23 protein-coding genes are annotated in these 22,648 nt (G+C 67.7%); 11 read left to right on the forward strand and 12 right to left on the reverse strand.

What is annotated here, in order from left to right; all coding sequences use genetic code 11:
* The first annotated feature begins 1 nt into the window (after nt 1).
* Genes OU415_RS11820 through aztD form a run of 3 tightly spaced genes read left to right on the forward strand, consistent with a single transcriptional unit; the run spans nt 2 to nt 3,375 of the window.
* A complete protein-coding gene (locus OU415_RS11820; protein ID WP_270948708.1) occupies nt 2-1,216 on the forward strand; it encodes a hypothetical protein in 1,215 nt (404 codons plus the stop codon).
* Complete coding sequence (gene aztC / locus OU415_RS11825; RefSeq protein WP_270948709.1) at nt 1,213-2,157, forward strand: zinc ABC transporter substrate-binding protein AztC; 945 nt, start codon at nt 1,213-1,215, stop codon at nt 2,155-2,157. The genes OU415_RS11820 and aztC overlap by 4 nt, the downstream gene beginning before the upstream one ends.
* Nucleotides 2,158-2,208: 51 nt before the next feature.
* Nucleotides 2,209-3,375, forward strand: coding sequence for a zinc metallochaperone AztD (gene aztD / locus OU415_RS11830; protein WP_408641839.1), 1,167 nt, complete (start codon nt 2,209-2,211; stop codon nt 3,373-3,375).
* Nucleotides 3,376-3,533: 158 nt separating this feature from the next.
* Here the strand turns inward: aztD and OU415_RS11835 are convergent, their stop codons facing one another.
* The 7 genes from OU415_RS11835 to OU415_RS11865 form a co-directional block, all read right to left on the reverse strand.
* The gene (locus OU415_RS11835; RefSeq protein WP_270948711.1) at nt 3,534-4,355 is read right to left on the reverse strand and encodes a sugar phosphate isomerase/epimerase family protein; all 822 of its coding nucleotides are present in this window, start codon (nt 4,353-4,355) and stop codon (nt 3,534-3,536) included.
* Entirely contained in the window at nt 4,352-5,308 is a 957-nt protein-coding gene (locus tag OU415_RS11840; RefSeq protein WP_270948712.1) for a VOC family protein, read from the reverse strand. The genes OU415_RS11835 and OU415_RS11840 overlap by 4 nt, the downstream gene beginning before the upstream one ends.
* Nucleotides 5,301-5,684, reverse strand: a complete 384-nt coding sequence (locus tag OU415_RS11845; RefSeq protein ID WP_270948713.1) for a carboxymuconolactone decarboxylase family protein — start codon at nt 5,682-5,684, stop codon at nt 5,301-5,303. Before OU415_RS11845 ends, OU415_RS11840 begins: the two co-directional genes overlap by 8 nt.
* The gene (locus OU415_RS11850; RefSeq protein ID WP_270948714.1) at nt 5,677-5,880 is read right to left on the reverse strand and encodes a 2-hydroxymuconate tautomerase; all 204 of its coding nucleotides are present in this window, start codon (nt 5,878-5,880) and stop codon (nt 5,677-5,679) included. The genes OU415_RS11845 and OU415_RS11850 overlap by 8 nt, the downstream gene beginning before the upstream one ends.
* 2 nt (nt 5,881-5,882) lie before the next feature.
* Nucleotides 5,883-6,662, reverse strand: a complete 780-nt coding sequence (locus OU415_RS11855) for a 2-keto-4-pentenoate hydratase (RefSeq protein ID WP_270948715.1) — start codon at nt 6,660-6,662, stop codon at nt 5,883-5,885.
* Nucleotides 6,663-6,861: 199 nt separating this feature from the next.
* Nucleotides 6,862-7,632: an IclR family transcriptional regulator gene (locus OU415_RS11860; protein ID WP_270948716.1), complete on the reverse strand. Its 771-nt coding sequence runs from the start codon at nt 7,630-7,632 to the stop codon at nt 6,862-6,864.
* 22 nt (nt 7,633-7,654) lie between these two features.
* Nucleotides 7,655-8,428 carry an IclR family transcriptional regulator gene (locus OU415_RS11865; RefSeq protein WP_270948717.1) on the reverse strand — a complete coding sequence of 258 codons (774 nt, stop codon included), beginning with the start codon at nt 8,426-8,428 and terminating at the stop codon, nt 7,655-7,657.
* Between the two features lie 170 nt (nt 8,429-8,598).
* Here OU415_RS11865 and OU415_RS11870 point away from each other — a divergent pair, with 170 nt between their 5' ends.
* The 3 genes from OU415_RS11870 (at nt 8,599) to aroQ (ending at nt 11,589) form a co-directional block, all read left to right on the forward strand.
* A complete protein-coding gene (locus tag OU415_RS11870; RefSeq protein ID WP_270948718.1) occupies nt 8,599-9,663 on the forward strand; it encodes a Gfo/Idh/MocA family protein in 1,065 nt (354 codons plus the stop codon).
* A 40-nt stretch (nt 9,664-9,703) separates the two neighbouring features.
* A complete protein-coding gene (locus OU415_RS11875) occupies nt 9,704-11,074 on the forward strand; it encodes an MFS transporter (RefSeq protein ID WP_270948719.1) in 1,371 nt (456 codons plus the stop codon).
* 65 nt (nt 11,075-11,139) lie between these two features.
* Nucleotides 11,140-11,589 (forward strand): type II 3-dehydroquinate dehydratase, encoded by a 450-nt coding sequence (gene aroQ, locus OU415_RS11880; protein WP_270948720.1) that lies wholly within the window; start codon nt 11,140-11,142, stop codon nt 11,587-11,589.
* A 70-nt stretch (nt 11,590-11,659) separates the two neighbouring features.
* On the opposite strand, the gene OU415_RS11885 is transcribed toward aroQ, so the two are convergent.
* Nucleotides 11,660-12,625 carry a LysR family transcriptional regulator gene (locus tag OU415_RS11885; protein WP_270948721.1) on the reverse strand — a complete coding sequence of 322 codons (966 nt, stop codon included), beginning with the start codon at nt 12,623-12,625 and terminating at the stop codon, nt 11,660-11,662.
* Between the two features lie 127 nt (nt 12,626-12,752).
* Here OU415_RS11885 and OU415_RS11890 point away from each other — a divergent pair, with 127 nt between their 5' ends.
* The 4 genes from OU415_RS11890 (at nt 12,753) to OU415_RS11905 (ending at nt 18,449) form a co-directional block, all read left to right on the forward strand.
* On the forward strand, nt 12,753-13,667 hold the full coding sequence (locus tag OU415_RS11890; RefSeq protein ID WP_270948722.1) for an NHL repeat-containing protein: 915 nt from the start codon (nt 12,753-12,755) through the stop codon (nt 13,665-13,667).
* A 108-nt stretch (nt 13,668-13,775) separates the two neighbouring features.
* Nucleotides 13,776-14,648: a 3-hydroxyacyl-CoA dehydrogenase family protein gene (locus OU415_RS11895; protein ID WP_270948723.1), complete on the forward strand. Its 873-nt coding sequence runs from the start codon at nt 13,776-13,778 to the stop codon at nt 14,646-14,648.
* 474 nt (nt 14,649-15,122) lie between these two features.
* Complete coding sequence (locus tag OU415_RS11900) at nt 15,123-16,364, forward strand: ATP-grasp domain-containing protein (RefSeq protein ID WP_270948724.1); 1,242 nt, start codon at nt 15,123-15,125, stop codon at nt 16,362-16,364.
* Between the two features lie 39 nt (nt 16,365-16,403).
* Nucleotides 16,404-18,449: a hypothetical protein gene (locus OU415_RS11905; RefSeq protein WP_270948725.1), complete on the forward strand. Its 2,046-nt coding sequence runs from the start codon at nt 16,404-16,406 to the stop codon at nt 18,447-18,449.
* A 49-nt stretch (nt 18,450-18,498) separates the two neighbouring features.
* On the opposite strand, the gene OU415_RS11910 is transcribed toward OU415_RS11905, so the two are convergent.
* Nucleotides 18,499-18,960: an STAS domain-containing protein gene (locus tag OU415_RS11910; protein ID WP_270948726.1), complete on the reverse strand. Its 462-nt coding sequence runs from the start codon at nt 18,958-18,960 to the stop codon at nt 18,499-18,501.
* A 231-nt stretch (nt 18,961-19,191) separates the two neighbouring features.
* Nucleotides 19,192-20,397, reverse strand: a complete 1,206-nt coding sequence (locus OU415_RS11915) for a PP2C family protein-serine/threonine phosphatase (RefSeq protein WP_270948727.1) — start codon at nt 20,395-20,397, stop codon at nt 19,192-19,194.
* A 117-nt stretch (nt 20,398-20,514) separates the two neighbouring features.
* Here OU415_RS11915 and OU415_RS11920 point away from each other — a divergent pair, with 117 nt between their 5' ends.
* A complete protein-coding gene (locus tag OU415_RS11920; protein WP_270948728.1) occupies nt 20,515-20,982 on the forward strand; it encodes a MarR family transcriptional regulator in 468 nt (155 codons plus the stop codon).
* A 224-nt stretch (nt 20,983-21,206) separates the two neighbouring features.
* Here OU415_RS11920 and OU415_RS11925 read toward each other — a convergent pair whose 3' ends face one another.
* Both OU415_RS11925 and OU415_RS11930 read right to left on the reverse strand, forming a co-directional pair.
* Nucleotides 21,207-22,049, reverse strand: coding sequence for an SAM-dependent methyltransferase (locus tag OU415_RS11925; protein ID WP_270948729.1), 843 nt, complete (start codon nt 22,047-22,049; stop codon nt 21,207-21,209).
* A gap of 202 nt (nt 22,050-22,251) precedes the next feature.
* Complete coding sequence (locus OU415_RS11930) at nt 22,252-22,629, reverse strand: hypothetical protein (protein ID WP_270948730.1); 378 nt, start codon at nt 22,627-22,629, stop codon at nt 22,252-22,254.
* Between the last annotated feature and the right edge of the window lie 19 nt (nt 22,630-22,648).

Here is a 22,648-nt window from a genome sequence, read left to right on the forward strand (position 1 = left end):
CGTGAAGCGAATCAGCAAGAAAACCGTTGGCATCGCCGGGTTATCGGTCGTCGCGGTGGTCCTCGCAGGGTGCGCGGGCAGCGGACCGGAAGCGTCCGAGCCCGCCGAAGAGCTGCCGCACGGCTACGTCGAGGGGGCGGAAGAGACCGCAGAGGCGCAGTCGCGCTTGACGGTGACCGATGCGGACTCCGGGGCCGTGCGCGTGCTGGACCTGATCACCGGCGACGTGACGGAGGTGGGGCAGGCGCCCGGAGTCGAGGGAGCTGCTGGTGACGGGCGGTTCGCCTACCTGGAATCAGGGGGAGCGGTGCGCATCGTCGACACGGGCTCCTGGAAAGTCGACCACGGCGATCACGTGCACTACTACCGCGCCGCCGTTCGCGAGGTCGGGACGATCCCGGGATCAGGATTGGTGAGCGCGCACAGCGATCCCGCGGTCGTAGCCGTGTCGTTCGGCAACGGCAGCGCCAGCCTGCTGGATCGCGCCAAGCTCGATGAGGGGACGATCGGCGAAACGGGCCGCATCTCGGACGTCGCGCGCGGGGCGGCCGTGGTGCCCCACGACGGTCACCTCCTCGTCCCGGTCGAGCAGCCCGGTCAGGTAGGCGGAGTTCAGGTTCGCGACCGCGACGGGCAGCCGGCGGCGGCCATCGACCAGCCGTGCCCGAACCCCGCTGGCGCCGCGGCCACGCGTCGGGGCGTCGTGTTCGGGTGCGCCGACGGTGCACTCCTCGTCACGTCGAAGGACGGAACGTTCAGCGGCGAGAAGATCCCGTACCCGCGGCCGGTTCCCGAGGAGGAGCGGGCGGAGGATTTCCACCACCGGCCGGGCAGCGACACGCTCGCGGCGAAGGCAGGGGAAAGCGGCGTCTGGTCGCTCGACGTCGCGCACCGCGCGTGGACGTTCGCCGCGACCGGTCCGACGCTGGCGGTCAACGCGGTCGGTGCCGGCGGCCCGCTGCTCGCCGTCACTCCGGACGGGGCGTTGCACGCATTCGACGCCGAAACCGGCCACGAGACGGCAACAGTCCCGCTGCTGAGGGGCCCGGTGGGGGAGGGCGACGCGCCGACGATCGAGGTCGACACCACCCGCGCCTACGTCAACGACGCGTCTGCGGGTGTTGTCCACGAGATCGACTACAACGACGACCTCCGCCGCGCTCGCACGTTCGACCTCGGTGGCCGGGTCGCGCAGATGGTGGAGACCGGGCGATGAGCGCGGCAGCTCGCCTCGGCGGTCGGAACGCGTTCCACCTGCTCGTCGCCGTCGGAATCGCGGTCCTGCTCGCCCTCACCGGCTGCACCGCCACCGGCGAGGAGAAGTCGGGTGTGGTCGTCACGACCAACATCCTCGGCGACATCACCCGGCACATCGTCGGCGGCGAAGCCGAGGTGACGGTGCTGATGAAACCCGACGCGGACCCGCACTCCTTCGGGATCTCGGCGCAACAGGCGGCGAAGCTGGAACAAGCCGGACTCGTCGTCCACAACGGATTGGGACTCGAGGAGGGCGTCGCACGCAACGTCCAGGCCGCCGAAGCCGCTGGGGTCCCGGCCGTCGCGGTGGGCGCCGAAGTGGACCCCGTCCGCTACACCGCTGCTGGCACCGACGGCCAGCTCGACCCGCACTTCTGGACCGACCCCGGGCGGATGAGCCGAGCGGTCGACGTGATCGCAGAGCAGGTCATCGCGCACGTCGACGGCGTGAACCCGCAGGTCGTGCGCGCCAACGCCGCGCAGTACCGGGCCGGGATCGACCAGCTCGACGCGGAGATGGCCGGGCAGTTCGCCCGCATCCCGGCCGAACGCCGCAAGCTGGTGACCAACCACCACGTGTTCGGATATCTGGCCCAGCGGTACGACTTCGAGATCGTCGGCGCGGTGATTCCCAGCGGAACGACGCTCGCCTCACCCAGCGCGTCGGACCTGAAGGCCCTCGCGGACACCATCCGGGCCGCGGGAGTGCCGGCGATCTTCGCCGACTCCTCCCAACCGGACCGCCTCGCGCAGGTCCTCGCCGACCAGGCCGGACTCCAGGTCGAGGTCGTGCCGCTGTTCTCCGAATCGCTGAGCAGACCAGGACGGGGAGCCGGTGACTACCTGGAAATGATGCGGTCCAACACCGAGGCAATCGTCCGAGGACTCGGTCGAGGTTGATCCCGAGTCGGCGCGTGCCGGCATGATCTGTCCATCCACAGTGGAACGGTGATGATGAGAACCAGTTTACCCAACAAGATCGCGACCGGGTGCGTGGTCGCATCGCTGTCGGTCGTGCTGGGCGCCTGCGGCACCACGCAGCCAGGGTCCCAGCAGGACCAGGCCGCTGCGACGACCGATCCCATCGTCGTCACCTACGACGGTGGCGTGTACGTCCTCGACGGCAGAACGCTCCAGGTCGTCAAAGACCTACCGCTGGAGGGTTTCAACCGCCTCAACCCGGCCGGGGACGAACGCCACGTCCTGGTCTCCACAGCAACGGGTTTCCGCGTGCTCGACGCGGCCAGCGCAGTTCTGACCGACGTCGAGTTCCCCGGCGCCAAGCCCGGCCACGTCGTGCGGCACGCCGGCAAGACCGTGCTCTTCGCCGACGGCACCGGTGAAGCCACCACCTTCAACCCCGAGGAACTCGGCGACGACCTGCCGCCAACCGAGGTGTACCGGGCGCCGGAACCTCATCACGGCGTCGCGATCGAGCTGGCGAACGGCGAGCTCGTGGTCACCATCGGCAACGAGGAGGAGCGGTCCGGCATCGCGGTTCTCGACGCCGAGCGCAAGGAGATCGCACGCAACGAGGACTGCCCCGGTGTGCACGGCGAGGCCACCGCACAGGGCGAGACCGTCGTGGTCGGCTGCGAGAACGGCGCGCTGATCTACCGCGGCGGCACCATCACCAAGGTCACCAGCCCCACCGAGTACGGCCGGATCGGCAACCAGGCGGGCTCGGACACCTCGCCGATCGTGCTGGGCGACTACAAGCAGGACGAGCACGCCGAACTGGAGCGCCCCGAGCAGATCTCGCTCATCGACACCACCAACGGCACGATGAAGCTGGTCGACATCGGCACCAGCTACACCTTCCGCTCGCTGGCCCGCGGGGAGCGAGGCGAGGCCCTGGTCCTGGGCACGGACGGCAAGATCCACCAGATCGACCCGGCAACCGCCCAGGTGACCCGGACCATCCCGGTCCTGGCCCCCTGGCAGGAACCGCTGGAGTGGCAGCAGCCCCGGCCAGCGCTGTTCGTCCGCGGCGGCACCGCGTACGTCACCGATCCGGCCAAGAAGGAGATCCACGCGATCGATCTGACCTCGGGCGACACCGTCACCACCGGAAATCTGCCCGCCGCCCCGAACGAACTCAGCGGCGTCCACTCCTGACGCCTGCCCAACACACTGCGCCGGGTGCCGCTCTCGCAAGCGGCGCCCGGCGCCACCTGGGGTTCCGCGCGGTCGGGGCGGTTGGGCCGGAGCCTGGGCCGATTTGAGTCCGTGCTCCGGCGCCGGAACTGCTCCGAGGTCGTGTTCTGCGAAAGTGCCTAGCCCAGGGCCCTGTTGAGGGTGGTAGTGGCCTTTGCCATGGCTTGGGTGGCCATGTCTTGGGGCGACTGGTCGCGGAAGGCCGGGTAGTTGACCTCGATGCAGTAGGGGCCGCGGAACCCGCGTTCGTGCAGACCGCGCACAAGACCGATGACGTCGAGGTCTCCGTCGCCAGGCAGGAGGCGGCCGCGGCGAGCTTCGGTCCGGAAGTCGTCGTCGACGATGCGACCGTCGTTGAGCTGCACCGCCACGATGCGTTCCGGTGGCAACCCGTCGAGATCGGCGAGCGTCGAGCGGCCGTTGTAGAAATGCCACACGTCGATCATCAGGCCCGCGTTGGTGGCGCCGGAAGCTTCGACGACGGCGCGTGCGGTCGCCACGTTCCGCAAGCTGCTCCAAGGGAAACCTTCGACGGCAACCCGCATGCCGTCGAACCGGTCGCAGACCTTTCGCAGCCGTGCGCCCGCTTCCTCGACGGTGAACGCTCCGGATCCGAACTCCCCGGCCGTGACGTGATGCGGCTGGAACGCCGCGCCGAGTGCGGTGATGTCCTCGTCGCACGGTGTTCCGGCTGCGGTCAACCATCCGTTGAGGAACTCGATTTCGTCGAGCCGCAAGGAATGTTCGGCCAGCAGCGACCGAAGTTCCCCGTCGGTCACCCCGGCGTCGCGCATTCGCCGGTAGTCCTCGGCGTGCAGGCCGATACCGGTGAATCCGGCATCGGCCGCCGCCCGGCAGCGCTCGGCGAACGGGATCCGCGCCGGTTCGGCGAAACCCGCGCCGGAGAGGGTCACGAAGCTCGCGGTGAGGTCAACGGTCATGGCAGCACCGGTGTCGCGTGCGAGTGGAAGCTGGACGGCACGTCCAAGCCCCAGGCGGTGGAGCGGCCCTGTCCCTCGGTGGTCCAGGTGACCGGTTCCCAGTCGGGGGAGAAGATGTGGAACCCGCCGGAGAACACCTCGATCCGGTTGCCGCCCGGTTCCAGCACGTACAGGAAGAAGCCCTGCGTCCGGGAGTGCTTGGCCGGGCCGAACTCGATGTCGGTGCCCAGTTCGCAGAACACGTCGGCGGCGCGCAGCACGTCCTCGCGGTTCTCCACCGCATAGGCGAGGTGGTGCAGCCGGCCGGTGGCCTGCGCCGGCTCCTTCGTGATCGCCAGGTCGTGGGCCTTGTTCATCAGGCTCAACCACGCCCCGACCTCGGGTTGGCCGGGCGGGATCAGGTGCTCGCGCAGTTTGAACCCGAGCGTTTCGGACATGAACTCGCGTGCGGCGGGAACGTCCTGCGCCAGCACGTTGATGTGGTCGATCCGCGCGGCGCCGACACCGCGTGCCACCGAGGACTGCGGCTGGTTCGGCAGGTAGGAAGCTTTTCCTCGCGGCGCACGGTACTTCTCGGTCTCGTAGTAGAGCTCCATGCGCTGTCCGCTCGGCGACACGAACGAGTAGGCCTTGCCGTGCCCGAAGTCGCCGTCGATCCACTCGCCCCGGATCCCGCGCGCTTCCAGCGCCGCGACGCGACGTTCCAGCGCTTGCGGGCTGACCGCGCGCCAGGCGACGTGGCCCAGACCGGCTTGGTCGGCGGCGGTCAGCTTCAGGGTGGTCAGGTCGTGGTCGCTCCAGGCGCGCAGGTAGGCGCTCCCGTCCGACTCGTGCACCAGGTCCAGGCCGTAGACGTCGACGAAGAACTCGAGGCTGCGGTCGTAGGCCGGGGTCAGCAGTTCGGCGTGGCCCAGGTGCGCCAGCTCGTACATCGGCTCGGGTGTTTCAGCCATGGGACTTCTTCTCCAGGTCGGCGATGTCGGCCAGCAGTTGGGGACCGCGATTGGCCGCGGAGTACCCGGTGAACAGGAACGCCAGGTCGATCACGGCGCGCAGCTCGTCCCAGCTCGCCCCGGCGCGCAGCGCGGCCAGGCCGTGCAGCTTCGCGGCGTCGCTGAGCTTGGCGTGCAGGATGCCGAAGAGGACGAGCTGCACGGTCTTCTGGTCCAGCGCCTCCGGGTACATGATCAGGTTGCGCAACCGCTCCTGCGCCAAGAGCACTTCGGGTTCGCCCTGTTCGAAGCGCGATGCCACGCGCGGCGGCACGAAACCGAGCATGTCTTCGTAGGTCGCGCGGAACTCCTCGACGGTGGAAGGTCGTTCAGCCACCGGATGCCTCCTTCTGCTCTGCTTTGGTGACATCGCCGACCGCCCAGTGCTCGGGCGGCATTTCGCGGATGAGGACGCGGATGCTTTCCGGCGGGGCGTCCAGGGACGTCTGGACCGCGTTGTGCACCTGGTGGATGAGTTCGCGGATCTGTTCCGGGGAGCGCCCGGCCAGCAAGCTGATTTCGACCAGTGGCATCGTCAGCTCCCCACCACGCGAAGGGTTCCGAGGTTGGTGAACTCGGCGGAGACCTCGCGACCCGGTTCGAGGAAGACCGCGTCGGTGAGCCCGCCGGTGAGCACCACCCAACCTGGTTCGATCTCGATGCCCCGAGCGCCTAGGGCGTTGGCCGCCAAGGCCAGCGCTTCGCCGGGGTGGCCCTGCACGGCGGCACCGGTTGCGGAGTCGACGACTTGGCCGTCGATGCCGAGCAGGCAGCCTTCCAGCGCGAGGTCCAGGCCGTCCGGGGAGACACCGTCGCCGCTGACCACGAACCGCGACGAAGAGGCGTTGTCGGCCACCACGTCCGGCAGCGCGAAGCTGAAATCGCGGTAGCGGCTGTCGATCACCTCGAAACCCGCGTGCACGCTGCGAACCGCCCGCATCGCGGTCGCGGCGGTAACGCCCGGACCGGCCAGCCGATCGCCCATGACGAACACGATCTCCGGTTCGATCCGCGGGTGGATCAGCTCGTCGAGGCGTACCGGGGCACCGACCGGCAGCTCCATCGCATCGGTCAACCAGGCAGTCAGCGGGGACTCGATGCCCATCCGCTGCTGCTTGGCCCGCGAGGTCAAGCCGAGCTTGACCCCGACCAGCTGCTCGCCGGCATCGATCTTGCGCCGCAGCAGCGCGTCCTGCACCTGGTACGCCGTCGGCAGGTCCAGGCCAGGCCATTCGTCGGTGATGCGGCCACCGTCGGTCTTGGTCGATTCGCGGTCGAGGAGTTCGGTGACCGCCCGGTCGATGTCCCAACTCATGCCGAAACCTCCTTCCGCGACGACATTCCGATCGCCACGTCGATGATTATGTCTTCCTGCCCGCCGACGTAGCCGGCTTCGCACCACTCGCAGCATCGATGCGGGCCTCCGATCCGACAAGGCGGTTGATCCGCTGACAGGAACAAACTCCCGATCCGTCTTCGAATCCGGATTTCGTCGAGCCGATCCGATGAGCGGATCACTTCTCGACCGGTGTCGGGCCGCGTAGCTCGCGGCTGATCGCCAACGCGGCGGTTCGCACCGCAGGTGCCATGCGTCGCAGGTTGAGCTTCCCGCTCCATCCGGAGATCGACAGCGCCGCGGCGGCCATCCCGTCCGCGCCGATGATCGGGCTCGCCACGCAACCGGTGCCGGGAGAGGATTCCTCGCTCTCATAGGCCAGTCCGGCTTCCCGGATCCGCTTGAGCTCCTGGCGCAGCAGTCCCGGCGCAGTGATGCTGCGCGGCCCCACCCGCCGCAACGGCCACGCGCACAGGTCTTCCACAGTGGACTCTTCGCTGAAGGCGAGCAATGCCTTGCCGAGGGCCGAGGCGTGTGCGGGTAGGCGTCCGCCGACCCGAGACGGCATCCGCGGGGCGTCTTTGCTGCGCAGGATCTCCACGTACACGACTTCGGTCCCGTCGAGCACCGCCAGGTGCACCGTCTGCCGGGTCGCTTCCCGCAGGTCTGCCATGTGGGGCAGCGTGACCGATCGAAGGTTGCGATACCGCGATGCGAGCTCGCCGAACTCGAACAACCTGGCACCCAGATGCAGCGCCGGGCCGTCGCGTTCCAGGAAGCGGTGCACGACCAGGTCCCGCACCAGCCGCGAGGTGGTCGACTTCGGCAGCCCGGCCCGCCTGGCGATCTCCGACACCCGCAGTTCGGCGTGCTGCGGGTCGAACGCGCCCAGCACCGCTGCGACGCGTGCGACGGCGACGTCGGGAACGTTCCGCTCAGCGGCACACATGGGCCCACCTTCTGTTCAAGGGTCAGTGCAACGGCAGGCGAACGGCGAGTTCTTCGGCGGCTTCTTTCAGCAGCGGTATGAACTGGGTGAGTTCGTCGACCGAGTACCGGAATGCGGGGACGGCTGTGGCCAGCGATGCGATGGCGATCCCGCGCGAGTCCAGGACCGGCACGGCGATCGCGCGCATGCCCGGGTCGTTCTCCTCGTCGTTGGTGGCGTAGCCGCGCTGTTGGATCCGCTCGATCTCCTGGCGGAACACCTCGCGGGCGGTGATGGTGTTGGGGCAGCGCTCGGCGAGATCGAGTTCGGCCACCAGCCGCTTGCTTTCGGCCGGTTCGCTGAAGGCCACCAGGACCTTGCCGCTGGAGGTCGAGTGCAGCAGCTCGTGCCCGCCCGGATCGCTGGTGATGCGGTACTTCTGCGGGCCGTCGACCTTCTGCGCGGTCAGCACCCGGTCGTCGTCGACGACCTGCAGCAGGGTGGCTTCGTGGGTGGTCTCGGTGACCCGTTGCAGCACCGGTAGTGCGGCTCCGGCGAAGCCGTGCGCATGCGCCACCCGCTGGCCGAGCTGGAAGACCCGCAGGCCGAGGCGGTAGCGGCGGCTGTCCGGGTCGAGCTGGACGAAGCCGTTGCGGGTCAGCGAGCCGAGCAGTCGGTAGGTGGTGCTGAACGGCAGGTCGGCCAACCGCGACAGCTCGGAGGCGTTCGTGCCGTCGGGCTGGTCACCGAGCAGCACGAGCAGCCGCAGCGCCTTCCCGACCATGTCGGTCTTGCCCTGGTCCTGTTTGGTTCCCACGAAGAGATGCTCTCACATCGTGGCAACTGCTGTCACTATTCGGTCGAGAGTATTGACTGCCTTCAGGTGTTGGCGGCATCGTGTTCGCATCACGTAAACCGCTCTCACGATGCGGTTAACTTCTGTTCTTTGCCGGACGTCCCGAGCGGATTCGGCGAAAGGAAAAAGCCATGAGCGCACTTCGCGTCGCAATCGTGGGTTGCGGCAAGATCTCGGTGAACCACGCGACCGCGGTGCATGCGTTCCAGGACGCCGAGCTCACTGCCTTCTGCGACCCGGAGCTCGGCCGAGCCGAGGCATTGCGCGACCGGTTCGGCACCGGTGCGGTCTACTCCGATTTCTCGACCCTGCTCGCCGAGCAATCCCCAGACGTCGTCTGCATCTGCACCCCGCACCCCACGCACGAGAAACTGGTTCTGGAAGCCGTTGCCGCAGGCGCCCACGTCTTGTGCGAGAAACCCCTTGCCGTAGAACTGGATTCGGCCCAGCGCATGATCGATGCGGCCCGCGACGCCGGGGTGCGACTAGGTGTGCTGTTCCAGCGTCGTTACTGGCCGGCCGCCCGCCGCATCCGAGCGGCCATCGACGACGGGCTGTTCGGCACCCCGGTGCTCGGCGAGTGCACCGTCCAACTCGGCCGCGACCGCGCGTACTTCGAGGCCGACGCCTGGCGGGGCAAGTGGAGCACCGAGGGCGGCGGGGTGCTGATGAACCAGGGAATCCACTACATCGACCTCCTTCAGTGGTTCCTCGGTCCGGCCAGAACCGTCACCGGGCACATCTCGACGTTTCGCCACGGCGACTACATCGAGGTCGAAGACACCGCAGTGGCCACCGTGGAGTTCACCAGCGGCGCGCTCGCCACCATCCGAGCCACCAGCATCGCCGCGCCAGGCCTCGGGGCGCGGGTCTCGGTGACCGGCGACAACGGGGCGACCGCGAGCATCACGGAGTTCCCGGAGGGACAGCCCGCCTGCAACGACGTTTGGGCAGTACCCGGCCAGGAGGAGTACACGCTGCCCTGGGATCCGGCCATCGACTCCGACCCACCGCTCTCCGCCATCCACGAGCGGCTGATGCCCTACCACCGGCTGCAGGTCGAGGAGTTCCTGACCGCGATCGCCGCCGATCGCGCCCCGGAGATCGACGGCGTCAGCGCCAGCCACGCGCTGCAGATCGTCCAGGCGATCTACGAATCATCCCGAACCGGCCGGAAAGTCCGGCTAGCCGACTGATCCGCCACTTCGCCTCTTCCAACGACGTAGGAGCCCCCCGATGAGCACATCCACCGCAGCGAGCGGTAGAACCCCGAAGAAGGCCGCGGCCAGCGGCTGGATCGGCAGCGCCCTGGAGTACTACGACTTCTTCGTCTACGCCAGCGCTGCGTCCCTGGTCTTCCCGCAGCTGTTCTTCCCCAAGGGGAATCCGACGGTCGCGATCATGGCGTCGCTGGCGACCTTCGGCGTGGCCTACGTGGCGCGACCGCTCGGCGCGTTCGTGCTGGGCCGCTGGGGCGACCGGCACGGCCGGAAGAACGTGCTGGTGCTGTGCATGTTCTTGATGGGAGCCTCGACGTTCCTGGTCGGTTGCCTGCCCTCCTACGAGACCATCGGCATGTGGGCCCCGATCCTGCTGGTCATCCTGCGGCTGATGCAGGGCTTCGCGGTCTCCGGTGAGCAGGCTGGTGCCAACGCGATGATCCTGGAACACGCGCCGTTCGGGAAACGCGGATATTACTGCAGTTTCACCTTGCAGGGCACCCAGGCAGGACAGATCATCGCGGCGGCGGTGTTCATCCCGCTGACCGCGCTGCTGGCCGACGACGCCTTCCAGGGCTGGGGCTGGCGGATCCCGTTCTGGATGAGTTTCGTCGTGGTGCTCGTCGGCTACTACATCCGGCGCAACGTCGACGAAACCCCTGCCTTCCGCGAACAGCAGTCCCAGCGGGCGGCGGCCAAGGCGCCGATCAGCCAGGTCTTCCGGCAGCACAGGGCGAACTTGGTGCGGGTGTTCCTGATGACCTTCGTCAACGCGGTCGCGGTCACCACCACGGTATTCGGCATGGCCTACGCGACGCAGCCGGGCTACGGCCTGGAGCTGGACAAGACGATGTTCCTGTGGATCCCGGTCCTCGGAAACATCACGGCGGTCCTGGTGATCCCGTTCGTCGGCCGGCTGTCCGACCGGATCGGCCGCCGCCCGGTCTTCGTCGTCGGCACCCTCGGCGCCGGAGTGCTGATGTACGCCTACCTGTTCTTCATCAGCGCGCGCAGCCCGATCCTGGCGCTGATCACAGCGATCCTGATGTGGGGCATCGTCTACCAGGGTTACAACGCGGTGTTCCCGGCGTTCTGGCAGGAGCTGTTCCCGACGCGCATCCGGGTGACCGCGGTCGCCATCGCTTCGCAGATCGGTGTCGCGGTCACCGGATTCATCCCCACCATCAACAGCTTGGTCGCCGGACCGGGGTCCGGAATCAACGTGCCGCTGGCCGTGGGCAGTGTCGTCCTGGTCAGTTGCGTGCTGGCCGCGATCGGGGCGTGGACGGCACCGGAACCGCACCGCATCCCATTGGAATCCCTCGGCGAGCCGGGGGCGACCCCGGTCTCCCGCGAGGACTACGACCGGATCAGGGCCACCGCCTGAACCTCGAATCCGCAGCGGGGAATGCGCGCCCCGCTGCGGACTTCTGCCCATGCGAAAGGAAAACCGTGACAACCGTCCACGTGCTCAACGGCCCCAACCTGAACCTCCTCGGCACCCGCAAACCAGAGGTCTACGGCACCGCCACGTTGGACACCGTTCAGCAGATGTGCCGCGAGACGGCCGCCGAACTCGGTGTTGACCTGGTCTTCCGGCAGTCCAACCACGAAGGCGAGCTGATCGACTGGATCCACGAGGCCGGCAGGGATGTCAAGGCCGGCGAGTCGATCGGCGCGGTGTTCAACCCGGGTGCCTACACGCACACCTCGGTGGCCCTGCACGACGCGATCGAAGGCGTCGAGCTCCCGGTGATCGAGCTGCACCTCTCCAACGTCCACAACCGGGAACCCTTCCGCCACCACTCCTGCATCTCCCCAGTGGCAACGGGAATCATCATCGGACTGGGAGTGCAGGCTTACCCGCTGGCGATCAAAGCCCTCCACCAACGCGCCAACTGACTGCCGACCGAAACTTGCACGATCGCTGCGGGTCGTGACGACCGACCGAGCCTGACCAGCGACAACCGGCTCAGTCGGCTGGGCCCGTGGTGAGACCATGCGCGGGGTCGGCTGCGTCGAAAGGTGAGCGTGGGCCGGTGATCACGGAGAGCAAGCGGGTGACCGCGGCATCGGGGTCGGGTCGGTGGACGGCGTGCACGGTGGTGTCGAGGTCGGCCCCGGGCCCGGTGAGCGGGACGAAGCTGACACCGTCGACCGCGAGGTTGCGCAGCCCTTCGGGTAGCAAGCTGACGCACAGCCCGGCCGCGACGTAGCCGAGCAGGCCGCTGAGGTCGTCCGCGACGGCGGCCGTGCGGGGCGTGAAACCTGCTTGGCGGCAGGCGAGTTGCAGCTGTCCGGCGAGCGTGGGCAAGGCGGCCGGGTCGGGTACGACGAATTCTTCCTCGCGCAGTTGGGCCAGGTCGATCGCACCGGCGCCGGCCAGCGGGTGTCCGGACGGCACGGCGGCGCTGATCCGCTCGGTGGCGACGACCGTCGCGACCAGGTCCTCGCCCAACCGGGCCGGGTCACGCACGAAAGCCAGGTCCAGGATGCCGGTGCGTATCTGGTCCACCAGGGCCGCCGATGACCCGTGCAGCAGGCGCACGCGAAGACCGGGGAGCTCTTCTGCGCCCGCGCGCAGCAGGGTCGGCAGGTAGAGGTGGCTGAGCAGGCTGACGTAGCCGACCCGCACTTCGCCGTCCAGTCCGGCCGCGATCCGCCGGGCGCGGGTGACGGCGGCGGTCTGCAGGTCCAGCAGACGCCGTGCGTCGTCGGCGAACGCCGCACCGGCGGGGGTGGTCCGCACTCCGCCGGAACCGCGTTCCAGCAGCCGCACGCCGACTGTCCGCTCCAGTCGCTGGATGGACTGGCTGAGTGGCGGCTGGCTCATTCCGAGGAGTTCGGCGGCTCGGCCGAAGTGCTGTTCCTGAACCACCGCGAGAAATTGTTCCAGCAGTCGTCGAGAGAAGCTGATATCGCCAGCCATATCACTCATGACCAGATCATATATTGGACAGACTTCGCTGCTCAGGTGTTGACTGGTTCTGGTGACAGGCCGCCCACTGCGGTGCTGGACACGCGGACACGCCAAGAACGTCGAACAAGCACTGCAGGTGGCCATCGTGGCGAAGGAACTGCTGGCACTTCAACTCGTGCCGGGACGCGTACTGCGGATCAACATCGAGGACTGCACGGTGCGCACCCTCGTCGAGGACACCGGCCCCGGCCCGGACGGCATCACGGTCGATCAGGGCACCGTGTACTGGACCACCATGGGCGCGCCGATCGTCGATCCCTCGATTCCCGGCGAGGCCGGACTGGACTTCTCCCGGCGCAATGGCGGCCTGCACGCCCTCGACCTCGACACCGGGGCTCGGCGTGACGTGGTCCCCACCGGCGTGATCACCACGGGCAAGCAGCTCACCCACGACGATGCCGGGTCGCTGTACTGGGGTGACCGCGAGGGACACCGCGTCACTCGGGTCCGCACCGACGGCACCGGCCTCACCGACCTGGTGGTCACCCCCGTCGAGGACGGCATTCTCGGCGAGTGCGTCGGCGTGGCAGTGGACCGGAACCGCGGGCATCTGTACTGGACGCAGAAGGGCCCTGCCAAGGGCGGCAAGGGCCGGATCTTCCGAGCGGGCTTGGAGTTCCCCGCCGGAGAGGCGGCCGCGAACCGCTCCGATGTCGAGCTGCTCTGGAGTGGCCTGCCCGAGCCCATCGACCTGCACCTGGACGGCGACTGGCTCTACTGGACCGACCGCGGCGCCCCTCCGCACGGGAACACCTTGAACCGGGCGCCCCTGCCTGCACCCGGCACCACGGGGCGCGCCCCCGAGATCCTCGCTACCGGCTTCAGCGAGGCGATCGGCCTCGCCGTCGACCACGACGCCGGCTTCGCCTACGTCTGCGACCTCGGAGGCCACCTGTGCGCCATCCCGCTCCCCGACGGCCCCGCCGCGGGGGAGACACCACGCGAGATCGTCACTCTGCCGGACCCGATCACGGGGTTGTGCCTACTGCTCCCCGCGTGACCCGAGAGGGTTCGATGAATCGCACCAACCAGCCATCACATCAGGAATCAGTCCGGAACCGCACGATCCACCGCCGGGGAGCGGTGCAGCCGAGGAGATGAACGGAAGATGGGTTTCACCCTTCCCACTGATATGGAGCACCGGCCGGTGGCCGTCATCGGCGCGGGCACCCTGGGGCGGCGGATCGCGCTGATGTTCACCACCCGCGGCGGCGTGGTGCGGATCTACGACAAGTCCGGGCCCGCGGGCGACGCGGCGAAGGCATACGTCGAGCAGAACGTCGCCGAGGTGGCCACCCGCGTCGAGGGCGGCACCCCGGGGCGGGTCGAGGTCACCGACGACCTCGACCAGGCGCTCGCCGGGGCCTGGCTGGCCGTTGAGGCGGTACCGGAGCGGCTCGACTTGAAGAAGAGCCTCTTCGCCGACCTGGACGCCGACGCCGAGCCCGACGCGATCCTGGCCAGCAACTCCTCCTCGTACCCGACCAGCCAGTTCATCGACCGGGTCGCCCACCCCGAGCGAGTGGTGAACATGCACTTCTACATGCCGCCGGCGCAGAACGCGATCGATCTGATGTCGGACGGGCACACCGACCCGGCGGTGCTCGGCCTCCTCAAGGAGGAACTGCCCAAGTACGGTGTCTTCCCCTTCGAAGCGCACAAGGAGTCGACCGGCTTCATCTTCAACCGCATCTGGGCCGCCATCAAACGCGAGTCCCTGGCAGTGGTCGCGGAGGGCGTCTCCACCCCGCAGGACGTCGACCAGATGTGGCAGATCAACTCGGGCACCCCGGCCGGCCCGTTCCGGATGATGGACCAGGTAGGGCTGGATGTCGTCCTGGACATCGAGGAGCACTACGCCGCCGAGCACCCCGGCCTGCCCGCCGGACCCCGCGAGCTGCTGAAGAAGTACGTCGATGCGGGCCGCCTCGGCGTCAAGACCGGCCGGGGATTCTACGACGACTACCCGGCCAACGCTTGAATTTCCGCATCGCACCGCCGCTACTCGATCGGTTCCTATCGTGAGGAGAGCCCGGTCCAGTCTTGGCTGGGTTCGGGCGAACACGGGCGTTCTTGGTGTCCATATTGGACAGATCGCCGACCGGGCCGTGATGTGCGTTTCGCATCGGCGACGGCTGCAGCATACTGCGACCAGGTGAGACGTCGACAGGGTTTCCACACCGGTGGCGTGTGCGCAGAACGGTTCATGCGCCCAGCGCGTGGCCCAACAGCTTGCTCCAAGGCAAGCAAATCACGAGGCGTTCCGGACCTGCGATGCTGCCGCCGACTCACTGTGGTCGACTGCGCCGATTGGTGCTGTTACTAGCAGGAATGCCAGGTCAGGGCAGGGGATCGTCGGATTCTTCGTTTCGGCGTGCTGAGGGAACATCATTTCCGGGTACGGTTGTGTCCGCGATACGTTGCGACAGAGTGTGCCGATGCGGAGGAGCGGTCCATGCCACAGCCCGAACCGGCCATCAAGAATTCGGACAAGGGATACGTAGCACTTCTCGGGTGGAGTCTCAACGCGGTGGAGGCTCTCGACCGGTTCGATCGGCGTTATGTCGTCGTGGCGCCGGACTGGGCGGAGAAGTACTGCTCCGAACATGACATTCCTTACCTGCGATGGAACTTCGAGCGGCTCAACGACCGCTCCATGGAGATCGCCGAAACCCTCAAGGCGGAGGGCGTCGACGTCGCGATCCCGCTGTTCGAGGAGACGGTGGAGTGGGCCGGGGCGATCAACTCCGTTCTGCTGGGAAACCCGCGCCTGTTCGGCCAAGCCATGCTGCTGCGGGACAAGGCGTTGATGAAGCGGCGCGCGCAGCTCGGCGGGATCCGGGTCGGGATCTTCGAGGAGGCCCACGACCGGGACGACGTGATCCGCTTCCTCAAGCGCGTCAACCAGACGCTGCTCAAGCTCGACGGCGACCCGAACGATCCGATCCACCTCAAGGCGTTCGACAAGGCCGGCTGCCTGGGACACCGCGTCATCCGCACCCCTGACGAGATCGACTCGATTCCGGACGAGGAGTTCCCGGTCCTCATGGAGTCGCACCTCGACGGCTGGGAGTTCGCCGTCGAGGCGTGGATACACAACGGGAAGATCAAATTCCTCAACATTTCCGAGTACGTCACGCTCGGGTACTCGGTGTTCGTCCCGGCGACCCCGGAGCTGGAGCGGTACAGGCCGCAGATCACGGCGCAGATCGAGAAGCTGATCAAGACCTTCGACATCGAGTTCGGATTCGTGCACCCGGAGTACTTCGTCACCAGTGACGGCGAGATGTACTTCGGAGAGGTCGCCTACCGGCCGCCGGGCTTCAAGGTTTTCGAACTGCTCGAGCGGGCGTACGGGTTCAACGCCTACCAGGGGCTGGTGCTGGCCTTCGACCCGAAGACGACCGAGGAGGAGATCGACGCCTTCTTCCCGCGCGAGGTCGTCGACGCGTCCGGGGTCGCGGGCTGCTTCGGCGTCTACCCGCGCCTCCGGGTCGTCAACGAACTGCAGATCCCGGAGGAGACCGAGGACGACGACTACTATGAGTCGCACGACCTCTCGGCACCCCTGGAGGAGACGGTCACCAAGAGGACCGCGTTCGGCAATCACTGGGGTCTGGTGTACTTCTTCGGTGAGGACCCCTACCGGATGCGCGATCTGTTGAAGAAGCAGGAAGAGCTCGACTTCTACGTCTGACGACTCCGCGGACGCAGGAGACCTACCAGAGGGAACCCCTTGAAACCGACTGCCGACGTCACAGGTGAGGTCACGACGCTGGACAAGCGCGTGACCTCGCTCGACGCCGCCGTTCACGCCATGGCCGAGGCCCCCGACTTCGGAAAGCACACGAAGCTGCGGCGGGTCCTGGAAGCGTTGCGGCGGGTGCTGCTTCAACCGGGCGGCGCTGCGGCGGTCCAGGCCCGGGCCCAGGCTCTGGAGGAAGCCGGCCTGTTCTCGGGGACTGACTGGGCCTCGCCGGAGATCCTGCTCCCTTCGCTGGTCGGCCCCGGGCTGCGCAGCGGGGACGTGGACACCGTCGTGGTGGAGGCGACCAGCGAGTTGCGGATGCTCGCCATCGCCCGCGGCGAGTTCGCGCACCCGACGTTCTCCGCCGACGAGGCTCGCCAGTTCTTGTCCCAGGTCCTGGCGATGAACCTGGAGCTGCTGTTCACCTCGCCCAGCGAGGCGGAGCGGGCCCGGCAGGGGCGGACCGCGCGGCTGATCCGGGACCTGTTCCGGCATCTCGCCGACGAGATCGGCTACGACAGCGTGCTGGACAAGCTGGTCGACGAGATCTGGCGGATCCTGCGCCAGCGACCGATCCAGGTCGACCAGGTGCAGTCGCTGATCACCCGGATCGCGATCTACCGCGGCGATCCGGACGTCGACCTCGGTGCGTCGGCGGGGCAGGGGCTCGACCGGCTCATCACCAGCCTGTTCGGGACCACCGAGGCGTGCCGGGACGACCCGGGCCTCGAGGTCTTCCGCGCCAGGCTGGAAGCGATGGACACCGGCGGTCTGCAGTACGAGGCCAGCGGGTTCGCCCGGGCGATGCACGACACCGGTCTGGTGTCGCCCTACCACGCCGAGCTGCTGCGGTTCCTGCTGCACGAGAGCGACTACCTGGTCGGCGAGGCGCTCGGGCTGGCCGATACCGGCCGCAACTGCCTGCTGCGCTACCGCGACCTGGTGCATCGGCTGATCGAGGAAGCCGTGCACCCGCAGACCGCGCAGTGCATCTACGGGCTCGCGCTGCTGCTCGACCGCGGCATCCTCTACGAGCCTCCGGTGGTCCCCGCGCTGTGGCGCCAGTTGGCTCTCGACCTTTCCCCGGTCGCGCGGGAGCGGTTGACGACGGTGTTCGGCGACGAGCCGGAGCCGAAGGCGCGGCTGACCGCCGGGGTGCTGTCGATGCTGGGTCAACCGCTCGGCGTCGGGCAGGGCGACAATCCGACCTGCCAGTCGGCTCGCGCGTTGTCGATGTGGGCCTACAACGATCCGGACTACCTGCTGCAGGTGGTGGTCTGGGCGGCCCGCGACGACGAGATCATCATGCATTTCGAGGGGCAGCCGGTCTCGTCGAAGGACAGCGCCTCCGGGGTCGCGAGCACGCTGCCCACGGACCTCGATCCCGTGTCGTTGCTGGTGGTGCCCCATCTGGACCGGATCTACGCCGAGATGGGCAGGCGCTGCGCCGATCGGCTCGGGGACCCGCACCGGTGGGTCAACCCGGAGTTCCACGGCTGGTGGGCGGCCCGCGGGTTCTGGATCAACGTCGAGGTGGCGACCGGCAGGCTGGTCGACCTCGATGGGTTCCTGCGGCAGTTCCACGCGAGCTACCACCCGTCCTACAACGGCGGGCAACCGGTGATCCACCCGCAGCCGGCGGGTGTCGCCGTCACCGACAGCGCGGCCCGCTACGTCGGCTGGCACGCGATCACGATCCTGCGGGTCGCGCCGGATCCGCAGGACGTCATGCGGGTGTACTTCTTCAATCCGAACAACGACAGCGGCCAGGACTGGGGCGACGGCGTCGTGGTCTCCACCGCGGGCAACGGTGAGCGGTTCGGTGAGGCCTCGCTGCCGTTCGACCAGTTCGCCTCGCGGCTCTACATCTTCCACGCCGACCCGCTCGAGCGCGGGGAACCGGAGGGCGTGCCCACCGAGGACGTCGCGCGGATCATCGGCTACGTCGAGCGCAGCTGGGGCGCCGACCGGCTGCCGGCGGGCGAGCTGCAGGCCACGAAGGATCCTTCGTCCGACCCGCAAGCTCCCCGGTGACGGCATTGGTGGATCGGCTGCAATTCTCCTTCGTCGAAGATCTGCGACGTCAGCGGATTCGGTGAGAACCGCCCGGGGGCGCTGTCGTCGGTGTGAGCGCCGTGTCGATCGTGCTGTGGCACTCGAGCAGGGCGTGGAGGCCGGCTGCCTGGAGTGCCTCCTGGACGGCTCGGTTCGAGGTGACGACGCGGAGGGTTCCGCCACGCGCTTGGACCAGCATGTGGGCGTGGGTCAGTAGTTGCAGGTCCGGGACGTTGAGCAGGTACATGGTGCTGAGGTCGACGACGACGAGTTGTGTCATCGACGTCGGCTGCGGCCAGAGGATCGTCTCGAGCTTGTCGACCGTCTCGACGTCGACTGTTCCACTGACGGTGATGACGACCGCGTCGGGCCGGGGGAAGGTCGCCTGGACGCTCGGTCCAGGCGACGGTCTTTTCCTGATGCTCTCGCGGACCACCACAGCCTGCGCTTCTTCGGTGCGGGGGCCGGGAGTCCGGTTCTCAGGAGTCATTCAGTTGTCCCTCCGTGCGCAGGCGAGTCGTCTCGTGGCTCGTTCCAGTCGTCGCGGCGCCTCTGCACACCTTGGCTGTACGCAGCGCAGCTCAAGGGATCTTATAGTTTATTTGCCGTAGGACAAGCAAGCGGTGTTGAGCCCGATCATCGTTCCGCATCGCTCTGGGCCACGGCGCCATTGCCTCCCCGCATATTTCTTGTCAGAAGACAACTAAATCGGATGAAGGGATCAGAGCAGGATCCAGTTCCGTTCCGCCGTCGCAATGCTTTCAGCGTGGTGTGGCCCCAGCCAGTCGACGCACACCGCCACGGCGTCGTCGTCCAGGTCGCTGTCCTGGAGGAAGGCGCGGAGGTCGCTGAGCAGCGATCGCACAGCTTCGGCGGGCTCAAGGTGGCGGCTGTTGCCCAGTGCTCGTCGCAATGCACTGGTGCTGTAGTTGCGGTCTGCGAGCACGGCGTCGTAGATGCCGTCGGTCAGAACGAAGAGCCGGTCGCCTGGTTCGAGCTGGAAGTGCTGCACGTCGTACTCGGTGCCGTCGAGCATCCCGAGCGGGAGCTGGGCGTCCAGGTCGATCCGCTCGACACCACCGTCGCGGACGCGCCACAACCTGGGCGAGCCGGCGTCGATGGCGCAGACCTCGCCGGAGAGCAGGTCGATCTGCATCAGGAGCGTGGAGACGTGCTGAGAACCCGCATGGTGTGACCAGATGGCCTGATCGGCGAGGGCTGCCTGCGTGGCGAGGTTGGCTCCGCTGCGACGGGCATTGCGCAGCGCGGTGATCGCCAAAGTGGTCAGCATGGCGGCGGAGGTGCTTTCTCCCATGCCGTTGGTGACCGCGACGGTCAGCGAATCGATGTCATGGGCCCAGTCGAAGTTGTCGCCGCGGACGGCGTAGGCGGGTTCGAGCTGGCCCGCGAGCCGGTAGGAACCGCACTCCACGGAACGCACTGGTAACAGCTGCCATTGCATCTCAGCGGCGAGCGTCAGACGTTGGGGGCGCCGAGCTCGCCGATATCGATCGGTCGCCACCTCCGCGAGGGTGATGGCGTGCGCAGCGAGCGCGGCTGCTTCCGCCAGTTCCTCACGAGTCGCTTCGTCGGGAGCATCGGGCAGCCGCAGCCAGAGGATGCCCAGCCGGTCGCCCCGCACGGTCATCGGCAGATGAAGCGCCACTTCGTGATCCAGCGGTTGCTGGACGTGCACCTGGTCGCAGAAAACACGACCTTCCACAGTCGCCACCAGAGGAATGCCGGGGCCCTCGGGTTCGAGCACCGGTTCCAGGACCGCAAGCCTGAGATCGACCAGATAGATCTCCAACCCGGCAACGCCGAAATGTCGCCTCAGCACGGCTTCGAGCACGCCCGGTAATTCGTGGGCGGGAGCGGTGCGCAGGGCTCGGTCGATGCACTCCAGACGCGTGGGGACGGTCACCATTTCTCCGGCTTCACCTGGGCCCGCTCAACTGCGGGCGATGTTGAATGCTGGCGTGACAGAATGCGTCCGGGGGCCCGACGAAGGACCGTGAAGCACCCGGCTAGGAGGATTGTTCTGGTGCGCGAACCCGATTCTGTTTCCTCCGAAGCCCTGGACGACTTCGAGGCCGGCGTTGAGATGCTCATGGTTGTCTGGGCGCGCAGCGCCGAACGCATCAAGCCCAAGGTCTCGGCGCCGCAGCTGCGAGCGCTCGTCGTCGTGGACCGGCACGGCGCCATCAACCTCATGAGCCTGGCCGATGAGCTGGGTTCGATTCCGTCGGTGACGAGCAGGTTGTGCGATCGGCTCCAGGCCGCCGGACTGCTCGACCGGGTGGCCAGCGAGGGTGATCGCCGCGAGGTCATGCTCCAGTTGTCCAGAGATGGCCGCCGCCTTCTCCGCCAGTCCCGCCGGGAACGCCAAGCCGACCTCAAGCAAGTGCTGGATGCCATGAGCACGCGAAGCCGCAATGCCCTGCTTGCCGGCATGGGCGCCTTCTACGCGACCGCGACCGAGCTCGGCTTGCCGGACGAGATGCTCGCCTGACCGACTGCCCGACGCTTTTCGCGCAGTTCCGGTCGGCCACATTCGCCTGCCGGAGCGGCGTGGCTGCGACGCGCACACCGGATGTTGCGGGCGTACCTGCGGCCGACGGTGCCCGGGAACGCACAAGCGCCAATGCTTCGCTCGACGAGGTCGCGCGTAGTGAGCACGCACGTCGATCTGCCTGCTGCGCCGCGGAAAACCTGCTCCGCCAGGTGGCATCGGGCCTACGGTTTCCGCGCCACACCACCGGTCATGAAGCGGGCCGCGATGGAGGTGGCATCGGTGACGGGCGCGTCCGGACGCCACAGCGGCAGCGGGACGATCCCGGGGGTGAGCAGCTCCAGCCCGGTGAAGAACTGGGCGAGCTCCGCCGGGGTGCGAACGCGTCCGGTGCCGAGCTGGGACAGCAGCACCCGCTCCAGCTCGACCGACTCCGGCGCGTCGCCGAGCCTCGTGAAGTTGGTGATGAAGAAGAAAGAACCGGGCGCGACCGCCTCGCGCAGGAAATCGACGATGCCCTGGGGGTCCTCCTCGTCGAGGAGGTGGTGCAGGATGCCGCACAGCATCACGCACACGGGCTGGTCGAAATCGATCAGTTCGCGCGTGTCCGGGTGGTCCAGCACGCTGCGCGGCTGACGGATGTCGGCGGTGACCACCCGCGCGTTCGCATCGTTGGCCAGGATCGCACGGCCGTGGGCGAGCACGATGGGATCGATGTCGACGTACACGACGCGGGCCTGGGCGTTCGCCTCCTGCGCGACCTCGTGCGTGTTCCTCGCCGTCGGCAGCCCGGACCCGAGGTCGAGGAACTGGGTGATCCCCTCCTCTGCGGCGACATGCCGCACGACGCGGTGCAGCATCTCCCGGTTGTGGATCGCGATCTCTTTGAGCTCCGGCATCACCGCGAGGCTGGCTTGGGCAATCTCCCGGTCCGCGGCGTAGTTGTCCTTTCCGTTGAGCATCACGTCGTAGACGCGGGCGGCGGTCGGCACGCCGGTGTCCAGGTCGGCGGAGGGGCCGAGAACACCCTCGCGGCCGCGTGCCCAGGCCATGCTGTCAGAGGACATGGAAACTCCCTCGCTGCGAGAAGATCGCGGACATCGTAACCGCTCCGGCACGCGCGGTCATCAACGCGTCGATCATCGGCGAGACTCTTGCGGCCTGTCAGGTCGAGGGACGTTGAGGGCCAGGAAGCAACGCTCCGAGGTTCTGTCCCTGGTCGCGGTGCGCGACGAGGCGCTGATGTTTCGGATGGGGGGCGGAAGCGCCTCACAACCAGAGGGCCTGAATTGTTGCCCCCAGTACACCCGAGATCATGCCGCAACCGACCGGCAAAACGGTCGCCAGTGACGAGAGCACTGCCGACTTGAGCACGTTTGAGGTCGAGTGGTAGCACTCCAGGACGGTTGCGCGTGAACGCTTATCGCACAGTTCGGTGATCCACGCCTGCATCACCAAGCGATCGACCTTCGACAGCGACCACGCGCCCCACCGAGGCAGTACGTGGGTGCGCATGATCGACGCATCGCGGACGGCGGTGGTGACTTCGACATTCCACGTGTCCATCCAGCGTTGAGCGTGCTCACCGAACAGGACGCGGCCGGCATGCGGTGAGACGTAGGAGCCTTGCGCGGCGCTTGATTGCATCTTTCACATCTAAGAGGTC

The organism is Saccharopolyspora oryzae, assembly GCF_027853915.1.
In the GTDB taxonomy this organism is placed as follows: Bacteria; Actinomycetota; Actinomycetes; order Mycobacteriales; family Pseudonocardiaceae; genus Saccharopolyspora; species Saccharopolyspora oryzae.

What these genes read in the sequence shown, in the direction of transcription:
- OU415_RS11855 (WP_270948715.1), bottom strand. Translation starts at nt 6,662, where the DNA reads ATGAGTTGGGACATCGACCGGGCGGTCACCGAACTCCTCGACCGCGAA.
- OU415_RS11875 (WP_270948719.1), top strand. Translation starts at nt 9,704, where the DNA reads ATGAGCACATCCACCGCAGCGAGCGGTAGAACCCCGAAGAAGGCCGCG.
- OU415_RS11895 (WP_270948723.1), top strand. Translation starts at nt 13,776, where the DNA reads ATGGGTTTCACCCTTCCCACTGATATGGAGCACCGGCCGGTGGCCGTC.
- OU415_RS11910 (WP_270948726.1), bottom strand. Translation starts at nt 18,960, where the DNA reads ATGACTCCTGAGAACCGGACTCCCGGCCCCCGCACCGAAGAAGCGCAG.
- OU415_RS11915 (WP_270948727.1), bottom strand. Translation starts at nt 20,397, where the DNA reads ATGGTGACCGTCCCCACGCGTCTGGAGTGCATCGACCGAGCCCTGCGC.
- OU415_RS11870 (WP_270948718.1), top strand. Translation starts at nt 8,599, where the DNA reads ATGAGCGCACTTCGCGTCGCAATCGTGGGTTGCGGCAAGATCTCGGTG.
- OU415_RS11835 (WP_270948711.1), bottom strand. Translation starts at nt 4,355, where the DNA reads ATGACCGTTGACCTCACCGCGAGCTTCGTGACCCTCTCCGGCGCGGGT.
- OU415_RS11850 (WP_270948714.1), bottom strand. Translation starts at nt 5,880, where the DNA reads ATGCCACTGGTCGAAATCAGCTTGCTGGCCGGGCGCTCCCCGGAACAG.
- OU415_RS11840 (WP_270948712.1), bottom strand. Translation starts at nt 5,308, where the DNA reads ATGGCTGAAACACCCGAGCCGATGTACGAGCTGGCGCACCTGGGCCAC.
- aztD (WP_408641839.1), top strand. Translation starts at nt 2,209, where the DNA reads ATGATGAGAACCAGTTTACCCAACAAGATCGCGACCGGGTGCGTGGTC.
- OU415_RS11900 (WP_270948724.1), top strand. Translation starts at nt 15,123, where the DNA reads ATGCCACAGCCCGAACCGGCCATCAAGAATTCGGACAAGGGATACGTA.
- aztC (WP_270948709.1), top strand. Translation starts at nt 1,213, where the DNA reads ATGAGCGCGGCAGCTCGCCTCGGCGGTCGGAACGCGTTCCACCTGCTC.
- OU415_RS11925 (WP_270948729.1), bottom strand. Translation starts at nt 22,049, where the DNA reads ATGTCCTCTGACAGCATGGCCTGGGCACGCGGCCGCGAGGGTGTTCTC.
- OU415_RS11930 (WP_270948730.1), bottom strand. Translation starts at nt 22,629, where the DNA reads ATGCAATCAAGCGCCGCGCAAGGCTCCTACGTCTCACCGCATGCCGGC.
- OU415_RS11860 (WP_270948716.1), bottom strand. Translation starts at nt 7,632, where the DNA reads ATGTGTGCCGCTGAGCGGAACGTTCCCGACGTCGCCGTCGCACGCGTC.
- OU415_RS11885 (WP_270948721.1), bottom strand. Translation starts at nt 12,625, where the DNA reads ATGAGTGATATGGCTGGCGATATCAGCTTCTCTCGACGACTGCTGGAA.